This window comes from Pollutimonas harenae, assembly GCF_004153685.1.
Taxonomy (GTDB): domain Bacteria; phylum Pseudomonadota; class Gammaproteobacteria; order Burkholderiales; family Burkholderiaceae_B; genus Pusillimonas_C; species Pusillimonas_C harenae.
Map to the genome: position 1 here is coordinate 888,888 of NZ_SDQD01000002.1, position 16,656 is coordinate 905,543.

The 16,656-nt window shown below is 56.7% G+C and carries 15 protein-coding genes; 5 read left to right on the forward strand and 10 right to left on the reverse strand.

Annotated elements, in window-relative coordinates:
* Window positions 1-11 precede the first annotated feature (11 nt).
* The gene (locus ERD84_RS11025) at window positions 12-1,256 is read right to left on the reverse strand and encodes a mechanosensitive ion channel family protein (protein WP_245150696.1); all 1,245 of its coding nucleotides are present in this window, start codon (window positions 1,254-1,256) and stop codon (window positions 12-14) included.
* A 123-nt stretch (window positions 1,257-1,379) separates the two neighbouring features.
* Between ERD84_RS11025 and argH the strand changes: the two genes are divergently transcribed.
* Window positions 1,380-2,798: an argininosuccinate lyase gene (argH, locus tag ERD84_RS11030; protein WP_130039659.1), complete on the forward strand. Its 1,419-nt coding sequence runs from the start codon at window positions 1,380-1,382 to the stop codon at window positions 2,796-2,798.
* Window positions 2,799-2,834: 36 nt separating this feature from the next.
* On the opposite strand, the gene ERD84_RS11035 is transcribed toward argH, so the two are convergent.
* Window positions 2,835-3,044 (reverse strand): hypothetical protein, encoded by a 210-nt coding sequence (locus tag ERD84_RS11035; protein WP_130039660.1) that lies wholly within the window; start codon window positions 3,042-3,044, stop codon window positions 2,835-2,837.
* A gap of 170 nt (window positions 3,045-3,214) precedes the next feature.
* Here ERD84_RS11035 and ERD84_RS11040 point away from each other — a divergent pair, with 170 nt between their 5' ends.
* A complete protein-coding gene (locus ERD84_RS11040; RefSeq protein WP_245150671.1) occupies window positions 3,215-6,838 on the forward strand; it encodes an ATP-binding protein in 3,624 nt (1,207 codons plus the stop codon).
* Here the strand turns inward: ERD84_RS11040 and rlmD are convergent.
* The 6 genes from rlmD to surE form a co-directional block, all read right to left on the reverse strand.
* The gene (gene rlmD / locus ERD84_RS11045; RefSeq protein ID WP_130039661.1) at window positions 6,780-8,129 is read right to left on the reverse strand and encodes a 23S rRNA (uracil(1939)-C(5))-methyltransferase RlmD; all 1,350 of its coding nucleotides are present in this window, start codon (window positions 8,127-8,129) and stop codon (window positions 6,780-6,782) included. The genes ERD84_RS11040 and rlmD overlap by 59 nt on opposite strands.
* Before the next feature lie 194 nt (window positions 8,130-8,323).
* Window positions 8,324-8,956, reverse strand: coding sequence for a hypothetical protein (locus ERD84_RS11050; RefSeq protein WP_130039662.1), 633 nt, complete (start codon window positions 8,954-8,956; stop codon window positions 8,324-8,326).
* Window positions 8,957-9,065: 109 nt separating this feature from the next.
* Window positions 9,066-9,848 (reverse strand): 3'-5' exonuclease, encoded by a 783-nt coding sequence (locus ERD84_RS11055; RefSeq protein WP_130039663.1) that lies wholly within the window; start codon window positions 9,846-9,848, stop codon window positions 9,066-9,068.
* Entirely contained in the window at window positions 9,845-10,639 is a 795-nt protein-coding gene (locus ERD84_RS11060; protein ID WP_130039664.1) for a peptidoglycan DD-metalloendopeptidase family protein, read from the reverse strand. Before ERD84_RS11060 ends, ERD84_RS11055 begins: the two co-directional genes overlap by 4 nt.
* Before the next feature lie 10 nt (window positions 10,640-10,649).
* Window positions 10,650-11,468 carry a protein-L-isoaspartate(D-aspartate) O-methyltransferase gene (locus tag ERD84_RS11065; protein ID WP_130039665.1) on the reverse strand — a complete coding sequence of 273 codons (819 nt, stop codon included), beginning with the start codon at window positions 11,466-11,468 and terminating at the stop codon, window positions 10,650-10,652.
* A complete protein-coding gene (gene surE, locus ERD84_RS11070) occupies window positions 11,453-12,211 on the reverse strand; it encodes a 5'/3'-nucleotidase SurE (protein ID WP_130039666.1) in 759 nt (252 codons plus the stop codon). The genes ERD84_RS11065 and surE overlap by 16 nt, the downstream gene beginning before the upstream one ends.
* Window positions 12,212-12,321: 110 nt before the next feature.
* Here surE and plsY point away from each other — a divergent pair, with 110 nt between their 5' ends.
* Window positions 12,322-12,960, forward strand: a complete 639-nt coding sequence (plsY, locus tag ERD84_RS11075; protein ID WP_130039667.1) for a glycerol-3-phosphate 1-O-acyltransferase PlsY — start codon at window positions 12,322-12,324, stop codon at window positions 12,958-12,960.
* Window positions 12,961-12,988: 28 nt separating this feature from the next.
* Here plsY and tsaD read toward each other — a convergent pair whose 3' ends face one another.
* Window positions 12,989-14,053 (reverse strand): tRNA (adenosine(37)-N6)-threonylcarbamoyltransferase complex transferase subunit TsaD, encoded by a 1,065-nt coding sequence (tsaD, locus tag ERD84_RS11080; RefSeq protein ID WP_130039668.1) that lies wholly within the window; start codon window positions 14,051-14,053, stop codon window positions 12,989-12,991.
* A gap of 144 nt (window positions 14,054-14,197) precedes the next feature.
* Between tsaD and ERD84_RS11085 the strand changes: the two genes are divergently transcribed.
* The gene (locus ERD84_RS11085) at window positions 14,198-15,490 is read left to right on the forward strand and encodes an NCS2 family permease (RefSeq protein WP_130039669.1); all 1,293 of its coding nucleotides are present in this window, start codon (window positions 14,198-14,200) and stop codon (window positions 15,488-15,490) included.
* Window positions 15,491-15,622: 132 nt separating this feature from the next.
* Entirely contained in the window at window positions 15,623-16,003 is a 381-nt protein-coding gene (trxA, locus tag ERD84_RS11090) for a thioredoxin (RefSeq protein WP_130039670.1), read from the forward strand.
* A gap of 41 nt (window positions 16,004-16,044) precedes the next feature.
* Here the strand turns inward: trxA and ERD84_RS11095 are convergent, their stop codons facing one another.
* The gene (locus ERD84_RS11095; RefSeq protein WP_130039671.1) at window positions 16,045-16,647 is read right to left on the reverse strand and encodes an IMPACT family protein; all 603 of its coding nucleotides are present in this window, start codon (window positions 16,645-16,647) and stop codon (window positions 16,045-16,047) included.
* Window positions 16,648-16,656 lie beyond the last annotated feature (9 nt).

The window sequence follows — 16,656 nt, forward strand, 5'->3', positions numbered from 1 at the left end:
CAAGACTGCGCTCAATCGTGAGCTGTGGCGGAGTCCCAGCGCCTGCTGAAATCCGCACCCGATGGAGCCTGGTACAAGCGCAAGGAAAGCTCGGGCAGTATGGCCAGAAGGTGGTCAAAAATATTGCCTTGTATACGCTCATACTCGACCCACGCAGTATTGTTGGCAAAGCAATATATCTCGACGGGTATGCCTTGAGATTCGGGTTCCATCATCCGGACTATCATCAGCATGTCCTGGTGCAGCTCGCGCTGGGTACGCAAATACGCCAGTGCATAAGCCCTGAAAGTGCCAATATTGGTCAGGCGCCGCCGATTGCCCTGCAGTTCGCCCATGAGCCCCAATGCCTGGTTGCTGCTTTCAAGCTCCTGCTGTTTGCCAGCCAGGTAATCCTTCAGCAGTGCAAACCGGCTTAATGCCCTGATTTCATCTTCGGTCAGAAAGCGCACCGTGCTGGCATCCAGACGCAGGGTGCGCTTGATGCGACGGCCGCCCGACTCGAACATATAACGCCAGTTGCGATAGCTTTCCGAAAACAGCTTGTAGGTGGGTATCGTGGTGACGGTCTTGTCCCAATTTTGCACCTTGACCGTGTGCAAGGCCATATCGATGACGAAACCGTCAGCCCCGGCTTGCGGCATGTCTATCCAGTCGCCGATGCGCAGCATGTCATTGGATGTCATTTGCGCGCTGGCCACCAGCGAAAGCAAGGTGTCTTTGAACACCAGCAACAGCACGGCTGACAAGGCACCCAGGCCCGATAACATCAGCAAGGGGGAGCGATTGACCAGGATCGAAATAATCAAGATGACGCAGACAATCCAGACCACGATCTTGCCAAGCTCCAGGTAACCTTTGATGGATCGGGTTTGCGCACGCGTGCTGGCATCGTAGGTATCTTGCCAGGCCGACAATATTCCGTTGGCAGCCATGAACAGGAAAACAAAACCGGCCGACAGGAAAATACGAGCCAACAAAGCAGCATATCGCTCGTCTATGGGCAACAGGCCGATGTTGGACATGATGACCAGCATAGGCACCGCATAGCTGATATTGCGAAATACGCGGCGGCGCGACAGCGCAACCGACCAATCATCCCGGCCAACTGCGGTAAGTGCCCTCCGGGTGATCTTCGCCAGCACGCGTGAGGTAATCCAGCCTGCCACCACCACGAGTATGGTCAGCACCGCGAGACCCAGCAACACCTGGGCCCAAATGGCGTCTGGCATGTTCTGGCTCAGCCAGTTATCGCCCATCCAGCGGACCAGCAAGCTCTGTTCTATATGTTGTGGAAGTTCTCGCATTGTGTCGCGTGAGCACCATGAATTTGGCAACCCCCAATCATAACGTAAGGCTTCCTCCCTTATAATCCAGTCACTATGCCAAAAAATACTTCTTCCGATCTGCAAAACCAGTTTGCCAACAAAGCGCAAGCCTGGTCCGCCCGATTCTCCGAACCCGTCTCCGAGCTGGTCAAACGCTATACAGCGTCCATCAATTTCGAACAGCGCCTGGCTCCGTTCGACATTCAGGGCTCACTGGCACATGCCGACATGCTCGCTGCCATAGGCATCATCAGCGCCGACGACAATGCTGCCATCCAGCAAGGCATGGCCCAAATTCTGAAAGAAATCGAATCGAACACGCTTGCCTGGTCCATTGATCTCGAAGACGTACACCTGAATATAGAAAAGCGTCTGGTCGAACTCATTGGTGATGCGGGAAAACGGTTGCACACCGGCCGCTCCCGCAACGACCAGGTAGCCACCGACATCCGGCTGTGGTTGCGTCACGAAATTGACCTGGCCATCGATTTGCTGCAACAGTTGCGCCACAAGTTGGCCACCCTGGCACTCGAGCACGCCGAAACCATCCTGCCTGGCTTTACCCATCTGCAAGTGGCCCAGCCCGTAACCTTCGGCCACCATCTGCTGGCCTATGCAGAGATGTTCGGTCGCGATGCAGAGCGCCTGGCCGACTGCCGTAAGCGGGTCAACCGCCTGCCGCTGGGTGCCGCCGCACTGGCAGGCACGTCCTATCCCATCGACCGCGAGCGCGTTGCCGCCACCCTGGGCTTTGACGAAGTCTGCCGCAACTCGCTAGACGCCGTATCCGACCGCGATTTTGCCATAGAATTTTGCGCCTCAGCCGCACTGATCATGACGCATATTTCACGCTTGTCCGAAGAGCTTGTTTTGTGGATGAGCCCACGCGTGGGCTTTATAGATTTGGCCGACCGCTTTTGCACTGGCAGCTCGATCATGCCGCAAAAGAAAAACCCCGATGTTCCTGAACTGGCACGCGGCAAAACCGGGCGCGTCAATGGCCACCTTATCGCCCTGCTTACGCTCATGAAAGGTCAGCCCTTGGCCTACAACAAAGACAACCAGGAAGACAAAGAAGGTTTGTTCGACGCGGCCGACACCATCCGCGATACGCTGACCATTTTCGTCGACATGGTGGGCGGCATCAAGGTCAAACCCGAAGCCATGCGCGCAGCCGCCCTGCAAGGTTTTGCCACGGCCACCGACCTGGCCGACTATCTCGTCAAGAAAGGCATACCGTTTCGCGATGCGCACGAAACCGTGGCCCACGCGGTGCGTGCCTGCGAAGATCAAGGCTGCGATCTGGCCGATCTGTCTCTTGAGCAGCTGCAGGCTTTTCACCCATCGATCGAGCAAGACGTGTTCAGCGTGCTGACGCTCGAAGGTTCGGTCGCCGCGCGCAAGCACATAGGCGGCACTGCACCCGAGCGTGTCAAGATCGAAGCCCAGCGCGTGCTGGACTCAGGCCGCTGATCGTCCAGGCGGCTTTCTTACAGTCATAGGCCTGGCCTATTCCGTCGCATCGGACAGGGTCAGTGCACTTTGCAAATACAACGCCAGTTCGCTCCGGTCGACGGCAATCTGCAGGCGCTGCGCGGAATCAAATACGATGTCTATTGCCTGCTCAAGCGATTGAGCAGCATACAGTCTATCGAGTAGCAAAGAGTCCTTGCTGGGCAAGCGCTGCAATGTTTCAAAGGTGTGGGCGGAAATACTCATACGTGTCTCGCACATTATTACAAGGTAAACAACAACAAGGCGAGACCCGGACTAACCCTGGCGCCGTTCAGCCTCGCACGTTATGCTTTGCCAATAGTTTCAACAAAAGAAATTATTTTGTATTAATTTGAGCAAATTACCGTAAGCTGATCGTAAGCCAGACCACGCTCATGAATTCGACTTTCCCAGAACCCTCCTTGTCCATCCAGCTATTGGGGGAAGCTAAGCTGATGCGGAATCAGCAGCCGTTAAGCGGAAAGCTTTACGACAAAGTTATCGCCCTGCTCGCTTACCTGATCGTCGAATCCGGCCAAAGTCATACGCGCGAACGCCTGGCAATGTTGTTATGGCCTGCATTCTCCTCTGACATCGCCCGGGGCAACCTGCGACAGACCCTGTATTACTTGCGCCAAATATTTCACACGGATGCGGCGTCCTTGCTGTCCTCCAACCGGAACACCGTGCAATTCCTGCATGACGAATCGCGTTGTCGGATCGACCTGAAACGATTTACCCAGCCGGCACCGATTTGTCTCCAATGTGCAACAACATCTGTGTCGACACCGTGCGAAACCTGCCTGAACCATCTTGCAATGCGCGTTGACGCCTACCAGGGTGAGTTTCTGGCCGGCCTGTCGCTGACCGATGCGCCCGACTTTGATATTTGGCTGGAGGCACAGCGCTTGAGCCTGCGAGGACAGGCTTTTGCTCTGGCTGAACAGCTGAGCCACGCCCACGAGACGCAAGGACGGCTCGACACGGCGCTGAGCTACGCCTTGCGCTGCATCGAGCTCGAACCCTGGAACGAGTCGGGCCATCGCCAGCACATGCGTCTGCTGGCAAGCAAGGGTCAACATGGCGCGGCCCAAGCCTTTTACGACGCTTACAGCAACAAGCTTGAGCGCGACTTGAACGTCGAACCCGACCAAAGTACACAAGCTCTTTTCGAATCCATTCATAAGGGTGGGCTGCAGGTAGGAGCACCACTCTCAAGTACGCTGACGCCAACCATTCCCCGGGTCGAAACAGGGCGCAGGCAGGCTACTATTTTATGTTGTCATGTTGGCTTGCCTCCGAATTTCGGGACAAAGGGGCCGGAACAATTGGCGGCGCCCCGTTCGGTATGCGCATCGGTGCTACGTCGCTATGCGGGCCATATCGCCTTGGGGCAAGGCGGCTACATTTATGCTTATACGGGATATCCGCAAGCATCGGAACATGCGGGGCTGCAGGCTGTACAAGCGGCTCTTGAGCTGCAGGCATGCCTGATGCCGCATTATCGGCTTCGGATTGGCATTCACACCGGCATCATTGTGACGGGGTTCGACCCCGCCCTTCCAGACATCATCGGAAATGTATCCGCCATAGCTTGGCAACTGTGCCGACGTATGCAACGAACAGGCATAGTCATCAGCGAAAGCACCCGCCGCCTGGTGCATGGCCGGTTTCGGCTACAGACCTTGAAGCCGATGCATGTCAAAGAAGACTCGGCAGATGCAAATGATATGCACATACCGGTTTATAAGCTGATCGGCCCATCGCAGACCAGTGGCCGCGTTACAGTGCCACATGCCGGCCTGATCGGAAGACAACAAGAACTTCAGCGCCTCAAGCGGCTCTGGCGACTTGCTTTGTCCGGCCAGGCACAGTTCCTGGCCCTGCGGGGCGAAGCAGGGCTGGGCAAAACCCGCATCGCGCGCGCACTGATCGAGCAGACTGATCCCACAAACTCGATCGTGCGCCACCTGCACTGCTACTCGGAACACCAGCACACACCGTTTTATCCCATCATCTCGATGTTTGAAGCAACACTGGGGTTTACGGACGACGACACCGTCATATATCGACGCGAGAAACTGAATCAGCATCTTGTTCATCACCACCCAGCCATTGCATCCCGCGCCTTTCCTATCCTGATGGCCATGCTTTCCATAGCACCGCCCCAGGCCCCGGTACTGCCGCCGCGTCAGCGCAAACAGCAAACCCTGGACATGCTGCTCACACTGCTGGACAGCATAGCAATGCGTGGCACGCTGCTCTTGATCATCGAGGATGCGCAGTGGCTGGACGTGACCAGCCTTCAGTTACTCGAACGGCTTGTTCATCGGCAAAACCCCGTCGCGCTGTTTACCCTGATCACAGCCCGCTGCGAGTTCACGCCGGCCTGGCTGCAAGCGAACTCGGTGCTCGAGCTTCAACCCTTAAAAGACAAACACATCGCTCGCTTGGCGCAAGCGGCGAGCAGATCATCCCTGTCCAGCCAGTTAATTGGGCACATTATTCAGCGGGCAGACGGCATACCTTTATATGCCGAAGAAATGGCACAGCTTTCTTCCCACTCAGTCCACGACGCCATACCCGCCTCACTACAGTATTTGCTTCGCGTCCGGCTTGAAGCCGTCCCGCATGCGCGCCGACTCTTGCAGCTGGCCGCTACTATCGGCCGCAAATTCGGACACGATTTGCTGCAGCGTGTCAGTGCCCTCGACAACGAAAAACTCGACGCCATCCTGCACGAATTGACCGAGGCCCGGCTTATAGAGCTGATTGAGCCGCAAGACGCCGTTTTCCAGTTTCGCCATGCCCTCTTGCAGGAAGCGGCCTATACCTCCCAGGTTCAAGCCGACATGCAGCAGGCCCATCTGCAAGTGGCCACCATGCTCAGCACGCACTATGCCCAGCGGACCGCTCAGCAGCCTGGTGAAATAGCACGGCATTACACGGCGGCGGACGATGCCGAAGCCGCCCTGCCCTGGTGGCTGGCAGCGGGCCGCAAAGCCTTGCGTGTATCTGCCAACGCCGAAGCCAGAGATTATCTGCAAACGGGGCTGGATCTTGTCGCAAAACTTCCCCATACCCCGGAGCGCAAGGCCATGGAACGCGAATTCCTGCTTCCTCTGGGCCAAGCCTTGCTTTTGTTGCGCGGCTACGGCTCCGAAGATGCAGTAGCCGTCTATGACCGCGCTCTGACGCTGGACGAGGCTAGCGTGTCGCCGCGTCAGCGATTCGAAATCCTGTGGGGGCAATGGATGGTTTCCAGTTCCCGCCCTGGGTCCGGCTTCAGGCATTCATGGGATATCACCCAGCAATTGTTGCAACTGGCCCGCGATAGCGGCGACGATGAACTCCTGGTGCAGGCCTATTCAGCCGCCGCCAACATCACGCTATGGCGCAATCAGCTCGATGATGCGTGCCGCTATGCCCGGGCCGCCATCGGTCATCCGACCGCCACGACCGGCAGCACCATCGAAGGACTGGACCCACGCGTCACCAGTCTCGCCCATCTGTCCTGGGCCTATTGGCGTTTGGAGCAGGTCAGTGATGCCTTGGCTGTCAGCCGCCAATCTGTAAAACTGGCGCAATCACGAAACGCTCCCGACACCCTTTGCTTTGCCCTGGCGTTTGCCGCTATGCTGCACCGTTTTTTGGGGCAAACCGACTCGATGGCCAGGCTGGCGCAGCAAATCCGACAGGCGGCCGACTCTCATCAATTGGTGCTATGGCGCGGCATCGGCGACATGCTGCTGGGCTGGAAGCAGGCTCATGACGGCCAGGAAGAAGGCTTGATCACGCTGAAGGCGTGCGTCCAGGGCGTAAAGCAAATCATGCCTGGTGTCGCCGTCATGTTCATCCACGCTCAGGCAGAAGCCTATGGTTTTCTGGGCCGTCACAAAGAACAGCTGCGTATCATCGATGAGGGTCTTCAAACGGCGCAGCAAGTGCATGAGGGTTTTTTCAATCACCTGCTCGAGCAATTACGCCATCAATGTCCGGCGTATCAAATACAGCAATAGATTCCACATGCCCTGTATGGGGAAACATATTGATGACCCCCGCGCTTTGCAAGCGGTAACCGCCTTCATGCACCAGTATGCCGGCATCGCGAGCCAGCGTGGCCGGACTGCAGGAAACGTAGACTATGCGTTTAGGACGCTCATCAGGCAACAAGGCCGACAGCGCCCTGGCAACGGCCTCTGCGCCTTCTCGGGGCGGATCGATCAACATGCGATCAAAATATCCCAAATCGCGCAACCATTGCACATCTACCTCGAATAGATTCAGCGTAGAGAACGCAGTCTTGGCCTCCAGCCCGTGCTGACGTGCCGCGGCCAAAGCGCGTTCGGTCAGGGCTGTGCTGCCCTCTATGCCAACCACTGACGAGGCCTGCGTAGCCAGTGGCAAGGTAAAGTTGCCCAGCCCGCAAAACAGATCCGCCACGCGCTCACCCTCTTGAACATCCAGTAGCTTCAGGGCTTTCGATATCAGCGTGCGATTGATGGCATGGTTCACCTGGGTAAAGTCAGTAGGCTGATAAGGCATGCGCAAGCCGAATTCGGGCAAGGTATAGGCCAGCTTGCCTTCATCTGCGGCATCCAGTAAATGCACGGTCTCTGGCCCTTTGGGTTGCAACCACCAACTGACATTATGCCGTTCGGCAAAATCACGCAGCAAGGTGATATCGGCTGCTGTCAGCGCTTCCATATGACGCAGCAGCAACGCGGTCACTTTGTCACCCACAGCCACTTCTATCTGGGGAATTCTGTCAGGCTGCGCCAAGGATTCAACCAGCACTCGCAGCTTAGGCAAAAGTTCGGATACCTGTGGGGGCAATACAAGACAGCTTGTCATGTCGGCGACATAACTGCCGCGACGCTCACGAAAGCCGACCAGTACGCCACCCTTTTTCCTGACCAGGCGTACCGAGAGGCGCGCACGGTAACGATAGCCAAAAGCAGGACCATGCAGGGGTGGCAGTACTCTGGCTGGCTTTACCTTGCCAAGGTGCTCCAGGGCGTCTTCCAATACCCGCTGTTTGACAGCCACCTGCGTCGCCGGCTCCAGGTGTTGCATGGCACATCCACCACAGACGCCAAAATACTCACAGGGCGGCGTTACACGCTGCGCGGAAGACTTCAATATCTGTTCAGTTCTTGCGGTATCGAAAGAAGGCTTACGCCGCGCGATACGGGCGAGCACACGCTCGCCGGGCAAGGCTCCTTCAACAAAAACCACCTTGCCTTCACGACGGGCAACGCCGCGTGCTTCAAGGTCGAGCGATTCAATTTCTAGTACTTCTAGCGTCATTATCCGGATACCTAAAACGTTAAGGAGACGGGCACAGTGGCGACGATCTACCCGTCTGCTGCCTCCCCTGGCGATCTCCGGCCCGAATTTTACCTGCTCTGGCGTTCAAGCGAAGCCCATATGAATCGAGCCGGCATCAGCCGGCTCGAAAAAGAGTCTGCAAGTGTTCGGTCTTACCCGGACACAGGAGGGATTCAAGAAGAGGCTTTTTCAGCTTGGGACTGGGCCTTGTGCTGTTTGCGCTCTTCGACACGCTTGGCGAATTTCTCGGCACGCTCATTGAAGTGAGCCACCACCTTCTGCTGCTGGCTATCGTCCAGCTTATCCCAAACGGCCAACCACTTGTCATCGACTTTGCGGCGTTCATCCATGGCTTTCTCTCGACGCTCGTCTTTCTGCTTGAGTGCGGCTTCAGGATCGATTTTCCCACTTTTCAGCTGCTCAAACCGGGCCTGATGTGCGGTTTTCATAGCCTCGCGCCGCTCGCCACGCCCTGCTTTCTGCTCAGCCTTGGCCTCATTGACCAGCTTGAGCTGGTCTTCAGTGAGCGCCAGCGTATCAACGAATTCTTTATTCAAAGGACCGTAACCAGGAACCCAGATGGCTGCATCACGCATGTGGCGCTGACCGTGCCCGTGATGATGTGAGCCCCGTTTGTACACCTGTTTTCCGGCTTGCTCACCACTGCCGCTGGTCGAAGCAGATATCTTGGTGGAATCCGGCGATGCTGTCGTTGGCGTGCCGGTCGCTGCAAAGGCCGTGCTGCCCAAAGCCATGGCGGCAGTCAAGGCAGCAATCTGGGTAGAGTAAGCGAATATTTTTTTCATGAAGATTCCTTTTGGTCAGTAGGAAGCTTCATTGTGCAGTTGAACCAGTTTCGACCCTGTTTCAGAAAAAACGTGAGTCTTTCAGATGATTTCATGTCCCTGAAGGCAGTTAATCGGCATCCCAGGTAGCCATGTATTCCTTCCAGTGCGGCGCGTCGCTGGCTTGCAGCGTATCGCGTACGAGCTGTACTTCGGCGTCGTAGGCCACTCGGTCCAGTTCGCCCTTCATGAATCGGAAGCGGCAATAAACCAGCCAAGTGTTGACGACATCGGTTTCGCAATATGCACGGACCTCGTCGGCCTGACCATTCGACCAGGCTTTCCAGACCTGGCTGCCATCCATGCCCAGTTTGCCCGGAAATCCGCAAAGCTTGGCCAGGTCGTCCAGCGGAGCGTTGGCACGGCCATTATATTTTGCCAGCAAGTCCATCAGGTCGATATGTCGGTTGTGATAACGGCTGATGTAGTTGTTGTATTTGAAGTCACGGTCATCTTCACCCATATCCCAATAGCGCGGGGCCTGCACGCCATGAATCAGGCTGCGGTAATGCAGCACCGGCAAATCGAAGCCAGATCCATTCCAGCTGATCAGTCTGGGCGTGTAGTGCTCTATGGTTTTGAAGAAGCCTGTCAGCAGAGAAGCCTCGGGGTCATCGGCAGAACCTAGTGTTTTAACGCGAAAACCGTTGTCGTCGCGAAAGACACAACCGATGACGGCAACCTGATGCAGATGCAGAGGCAGAAAGTCGTTGCCATGTGATTCCCGCCTGGCCTCGAGCGCGGTCTCGATGACTTGCGTATCGGACATGCTCGCATCCCACTGCGGATTCAGCCGTCGCAAACCTCGTGCATCGGGTATCGTTTCGAGATCGAAGACCAGGGTGGGTGTCATCGGGCCGGCAGATAGGACATGGGATTGACCGGTGTGCCCTTGCGACGAATTTCAAAGTGCAAACGTGGCGAGGTGGTATCAGTTTGCCCTATGGTGGCTATTTTTGTACCTTTTTTGATTTCCTGGCCGGTCTTGACCAGCAGCGTCTGGTTATGCGCGTAGGCGGTAATAAATCCATTGCCATGGCCCAGCAGTATCAGGTTACCCAGACCTCGCACACCATTGCCGGCATACATGACCTTGCCATCAGCGGCGGCATTTACCGGATCGCCCACCGCACCTTCGATGTCTATGCCTTTGGTGTTGCTATTGAAAGTCTGGATGATTTTTCCGGGAGCTGGCCAGCCCCAGCTGACCATTGCCGCATCGCTGGCCCGCGCTGTTGCCGTAGGCTGTACAGGCTCTACTGGTGTGACCGGCAATGGTGTAGCCGTTGCCGCACCGGTGGATCCGGCCGGTGCTGGTACGCTGCTGTTCAAGCGCAAGACCTGCCCTATGCGCAACTGGCTGGGGTCGGTAATATTATTAAGCCGGGAGATCTCGGCGACACTCAGATTTTGAGACTGAGCAATTTTGTATAGCGTGTCGCCCGCCTTGACCACATACGTAGCCCCGGTCGCAGGTGCGGCGGCGCCGCCCGACATATCGGTAACAGGAGCCTGGGTGGTGCGTGATGCACATCCGGCTAACGCAACCGTTGCCACAATGGCCACCAGCATCAGATAACGAGACGTGCGTGTAGGCTTTTCTTGTGTCGGCGTAGCGATAGACTGGAACGTCCCTGCATGCATAAAGCTCTCCTTAAAGCTGTGTTCCCGGCTTTAGTGGAACGAAGCGCACCGATTCGAGCTCTTCGCGGCGCCAAGTAGTGGCGCCCGTGCGCTCGATGAGTATCAGGCGTTGCGCAGTCGACCCTTCCGGGGCAATTAAACGGCCCCCAATCGCTAGCTGTTCCAGCAACGCCTGGGGTATTTTAATACCGGCAGCAGCAACGATGATTCCATCGAAAGGCGCTACGCCGGGTAAACCTGCCATGCCATCGCCAAACGTCAGGCGGACACGGGCAATAAGTTTCAGACTGCGGAGCCGATCACGGGCCATATCGTAAAGCCCGCGAATCCGTTCGACCGCATGTACTTCTTTAATGAACTGTGCCAACACTGCAGACTGATAGCCGCAACCAGCACCCACTTCCAGTACTTTAACCGGAACGCGATTTTCGCACATGGCTGAAACCATGCGTGCCACGACCCAGGGTTGAGAGATGGTTTGGCTGTAGCCTATAGGTAGGGCTGCGTCTTCGTAGGCCCGACTGGCGAGTCCCTCGTCTACAAACAAGTGTCTTGGTACAGCCATCATGGCATCCAGTACGCGCTCGTCCTGGATGCCCTGCTTACGTAGGCGGGCTATCATCATGCCACGCGACCGCTCGGAGTTCAAACCCAAGTTGACAGTTGTTGACGTATTGGATCGTACTGCCGGTACGTTGGCCGGAACTTTGCCATGCAGAATGACGCGGGTGTTGCTATTAGTGGCCGAAACACCACCGCCGAAACTCGAGCGCCCGAATCGGTTGGTACTGCCCGTAGCAAAGGGCGAAGGCACTACGGGTTTGCGCATAATGGCCCCGCCCAGTCGCGAACTTGCGTCAACTGCTCATAGTGCGTCAGATCAAAACGCAGTGGTGTCATCGACACCGCCTGCTGCTCGATGGCGCCAAAGTCGGTATCGTCGGCAGAATCGGATACCCCACCTACGGGGCCTATCCAGTAGACGGGATCACCGTAAGGCGTGTGGCTTTTAACCACTGGCTCGGACGGATGCCGCTTGCCCAGACGGGTAACACGCATTTCCTGTATGGCTTCAAACGGTACGGCGGGTATGTTGACATTCAGCAATGTATGGTTGGGCAGAGGGTTGCGCATATGCTGCTCGGCAATCTTGCGCGCCACCCTGGCTGCGCCGTCCAGGTGTTCCCAGCCCTTCTGGACCAATGAAAAAGCAATGGCAGGTATACCAAACAGATAGCCTTCAGTGGCTGCCGCAACGGTACCCGAATACAAGGTGTCTTCTCCCATATTGGCGCCATTATTTATGCCCGACACAACGAGGTCGGGGCGAAAATCAAGCAGGCCGGTCAGGGCGATATGCACACAATCAGAGGGTGTGCCGTTTACATAATAAAAACCATTGACGGCCTGACGCACCGACAAAGGCCGGTTCAGCGTCAATGAGTTGGACGCCCCGCTGCAGTTTGTTTCGGGTGCAACCACAGTAAGATCGCCCAGCCCTTTCAGGGACTGCACCAACGCTTCGAGTCCGGGAGCGGTATAGCCATCGTCGTTGGATACCAGTATGTGCATTGCCTTCCATAAATATCAACTGAACGTAGCGAATTGTACCTGCTCGTTTTGGTATTTTGGGCGACACTGGGTAGAATCGCGGCAGAACCTTTCGGAGTCCACGACCTTATATGACAGCAGCCACTTCCCTTCTTATCACAATCGGCATGATGATAGGCTCATATTTTCTGGGGTCGGTTTCGTTTGCCGTAGTCGTCAGCCGTGCCATGGGGCTGGCCGATCCGCGCAGCTTCGGATCCAGGAACCCTGGCGCAACCAACGTGTTGCGCACCGGAAACAAAATGGCAGCAGCACTGACTCTGCTGGGCGATGCGGCCAAGGGCTGGCTTGCGGTATTCATCGCCGCGTACGTGGCCCGGCATTTTGGTATCAGTTCAGTGCTGGTCGCGGGCTGCGCCGTGGCCGCCTTTTTGGGCCATGTGTTTCCGATTTTCTTGAAGTTCAAGGGCGGTAAAGGCGTCGCGACCGCGCTGGGTGTGCTGCTGGCCATCAACCCATGGCTAGCGCTGGCTACCGCAGGCACCTGGCTGATTCTTGCTTATGTCACGCGCTATTCCTCGCTGTCATCGATACTGTCGGCCATTTTTGCACCACTTTACTATCTGCTGGGTGGCAATGTAGCCTGGCGTCTGGACACAGTCATCGCTCTGGCCATCGTCACAATCAGTGTCGTGCTGCTGTTCAGGCACAGCGCCAACATCAGTCGCCTGATGACTGGCAAGGAAAGCCGCATAGGCGGCAAGAAGTAATCAGCATGACCAAAGTCGGTGGGCTGGCCTAACCAGCCGCAGGTGTGCTGGCAGCCGATACGCACACATCCTGCAGGTCCCAGCGGGGTTTGACCGTAAACGCATGATTGCCGCCATCCAGCACGGCCAAGCCCGCCTTGATGCGCAAGGCGCCTGCATAGGCAATCATCGCACCATTATCGGTGCATAAATCCAGCGGTGGAAAAAATACCTGGCCGTTCAAACGAGCCATGGCCTTTAGCAAATGGGCCCGTAGATGCCTGTTGGCACCCACTCCGCCAGCCACCACCAGCCGTTTCAAGCCGGTTTGTTTCATGGCCTTGATGGCCTTGCTGGACAACACATCAACAATCGCCGCCTCGGTGGCGGCCGCCAGATCAGCCCTTTGCCGATCCGACAAAGTGCCGGTTTCTTTCTCAAGCGCCTTCAGGCGCGTCAGTACCGCCGTCTTCAGTCCACTAAAGCTGAAATCCAGGTCGCCGCTATGCATCATGGGCCTGGGCAAATCAAAGGCCGTTGCGTCGCCCTGCTCGGCTAGCCTGGACAGTGCTGGGCCACCCGGATAGCCCAATCCCATGAGCTTGGCCGTTTTGTCGAAGGCCTCGCCCGCGGCATCGTCCAGAGTTTCGCCCAGCAACTCGTATGTGCCTACACCGTCGACGCGCATCAATTGTGTATGACCACCCGACACCAATAGCGCAACAAAGGGAAACTCGGGTGCCGGATCGGCCAGCAAGGGAGACAGCAAATGTCCTTCGAGGTGATGGATGGGAATGGCTGGCAAGCCTCGCGCCCAGGCAAATGACTGTGCCACGCTGGCACCCACCAGCAAGGCCCCCGCCAGGCCCGGGCCTGCCGTGTAGGCCACCGCATTGATATCTGCCATGCCCAGGCCGGCCTGCTCCAGCACCTGCCGGGTCAGGGGCAGGATGCGCCTGATATGGTCGCGCGAAGCCAATTCGGGCACTACCCCCCCGTACTCTCTATGCATGGCGATCTGGCTGTGCAAGGCATGCGCCAGCAAGCCTTTTTCAGTACAGGCCAGCGCGACACCGGTTTCGTCGCAAGAACTTTCGAAGCCAATTATTATCATGGACGATAGTTTACAACTCTGGCGCACTTACGCTTGAACAGCAAATGGAATTAGAATCCGGTGGAAGCATGGGGGTTGATGTCGCAACCGCATCTGCCGGCCATGATCTGACCACAACTTAATACCCACACTTTGGAACGCTTCATGCTCGAACGATTTTTTCAGCTGCGCGAACATGGCACAACGGTACGCACCGAGATTCTGGCGGGCATCACCACCTTTCTGACGATGTCATACATTATTTTCGTTAATCCGGAAATATTGTCCAGTACGGGCATGGATAAAAATGCCGTCTTTGTCGCGACCTGCCTGGCCGCCGCTCTCGGCACACTGATCATGTCGCTGGTTGCCAATTGGCCCATAGGTATGGCGCCTGGCATGGGTCTGAATGCTTTTTTTGCCTTCACCGTCGTTGGTAGTCTTGGCTATAGCTGGCAGCAGGCGCTGGGTGCGGTATTCATTTCAGGCGTCATATTTGTGCTGATTACCGTGACCGGCGTACGCTCATGGCTGATCAGAGGCATTCCTCCATCATTGCGCTCGGCTATTGCGGCCGGTATTGGCCTGTTCCTCGCCATCATCGCACTGGGCAACGCTGGCATAGTCGTAGCACACCCCGCCACCAAGGTAGCGCTGGGCGACCTGACCACGCCGCCCGCCCTGCTTGCCCTGCTTGGTTTCTTCATTATTGCCGCGCTCGATGCACTGAAGGTTCGCGGGGCCATTCTGATCGGTATCCTAGCGGTAACCGTATTATCCATGCTTATTGGGCAAACGGGTTTCAACGGTATTTTCTCTGCCCCACCCAGCCTGGCACCCACCTTTTTTCAACTGGACATCATGGGCGCCCTGCATACGGGTTTTGTACATGTGATTCTGGTGCTGGTGCTGGTCGAAGTCTTTGACGCCACAGGCACCATGATAGGCGTTGCAAGCCGTGCCGGCCTGATCGAACCAGGCAAGCCCAATCGCCTGGGCCGTGCCCTGCTGGCCGACAGCTCTGCCATCGTGGCAGGCTCATTTCTTGGCACCAGCAGTACCACCGCTTATGTCGAAAGCGCATCTGGGGTGCAAGCGGGCGGACGCACCGGGCTTACAGCCCTGACCGTCGCCATTCTGTTTCTGTTGTCACTATTCCTGGCGCCACTGGCCGGTTCTGTGCCCGCTTACGCCACGGCCCCGGCCCTGCTTTATGTGGCTGGTCTGATGCTGCGTGAAATCACGCAGATCGACTGGGACGACATCACTGAAGCCACACCTGCGGCCCTGACCGCCATCGTCATGCCATTTACCTATTCCATAGCCAATGGCCTGGCTTTCGGCTTCATCAGCTACGTCGTGCTCAAAGCTGTTACAGGTAGATTTCGCGACATCCATGCAGCCACCCTGCTGGTTGCGGTACTGTTCATTATCAAATACGGTTTTTTCTCAGAATAAAGCTCAGTTCCGGCTACACGCCTGGAAACAAGGGGTCGGTGTCGCGCCATATCGACAAAGGCGTTACACTTGACCTTCACCTATCATTGAAAAACAAGCGGCTGCCAGGCCGCTTTTTATTTAGGGATTCCTATGAGCACCATCGAATTGAACAAAGACACCTTTCAGGCGGCTATCCAAGACAGCAAGCCTCTGATTGTGGATTTCTGGGCGCCGTGGTGCGGGCCTTGCCGCAATTTCGCTCCTGTCTTCGAAGAAGCTTCCGAGCAGCACGAAGACCTTGTATTCGCCAAGGTCAATACCGAAGAAGAGCAAGAGTTGGCTACCGGCCTGAAGATACGCTCGATCCCCACCCTGATGGTGTTCCGCGAACAAGTCCTGCTGTTTTCACAAGCGGGCGCCTTGTCACCGGCCCAGCTTCAGGACCTGATCGAACAGGTCAAAGCAGTAGATATGGAAAAAGTGCATGCTGAAATTGCCGCCCAGCAAAACGGCGCCGGACAAAGCAACTAGCGCTTTCAGCGACGCTTTGAATTGACGCGGCCTGGCTGCAATCAGTCACCTGATTCTTCGTCGGCCGGCCGCCACAAACCCTGGCCTCGCGTCAGGTTAACGAACTGTTCTGCCATGGCGGCTTCATTCTGTCGCGGCAAGACCAACAGCCAACGCACGCCCTCGGTGTCAAACGATTCCTGGGCCACACGCGCCCCGTGCGTAGCCAGGCGAGACTGCACGATGGCCATATCGCCAAAGCGACAATGGCACTCTACCCGCAGCTCATCCACCAACTCGATTTTCTGTGCCAGGCGCAGGCATTGAGCGGCCACGCCACCGTAGGCACGTATCAGGCCACCCGGACCGAGCTTGATACCACCGAACCATCGCACGACCAGCACAGCAACGCGATCACACTGCTGGCCGTCTATGGCCTGAAGTATGGGACGGCCTGCCGTACCGCCCGGTTCGCCATCATCGTTGAAACGATACTCCGAACCTATTCGGTAGGCCCAGCAATTGTGCGTAGCGTCTGTAACACCGTGCTCAGCAAAAAACGCCAAAGCCTGGGCGGGATTATCCACTTTGTCGGCCAAAGCGATGAACCGGCTTTTCTTGATGTCTTCCTGGTAGGTGGCCAGGCCGCTCAGAGTGCTTGGCATGGCATCAGA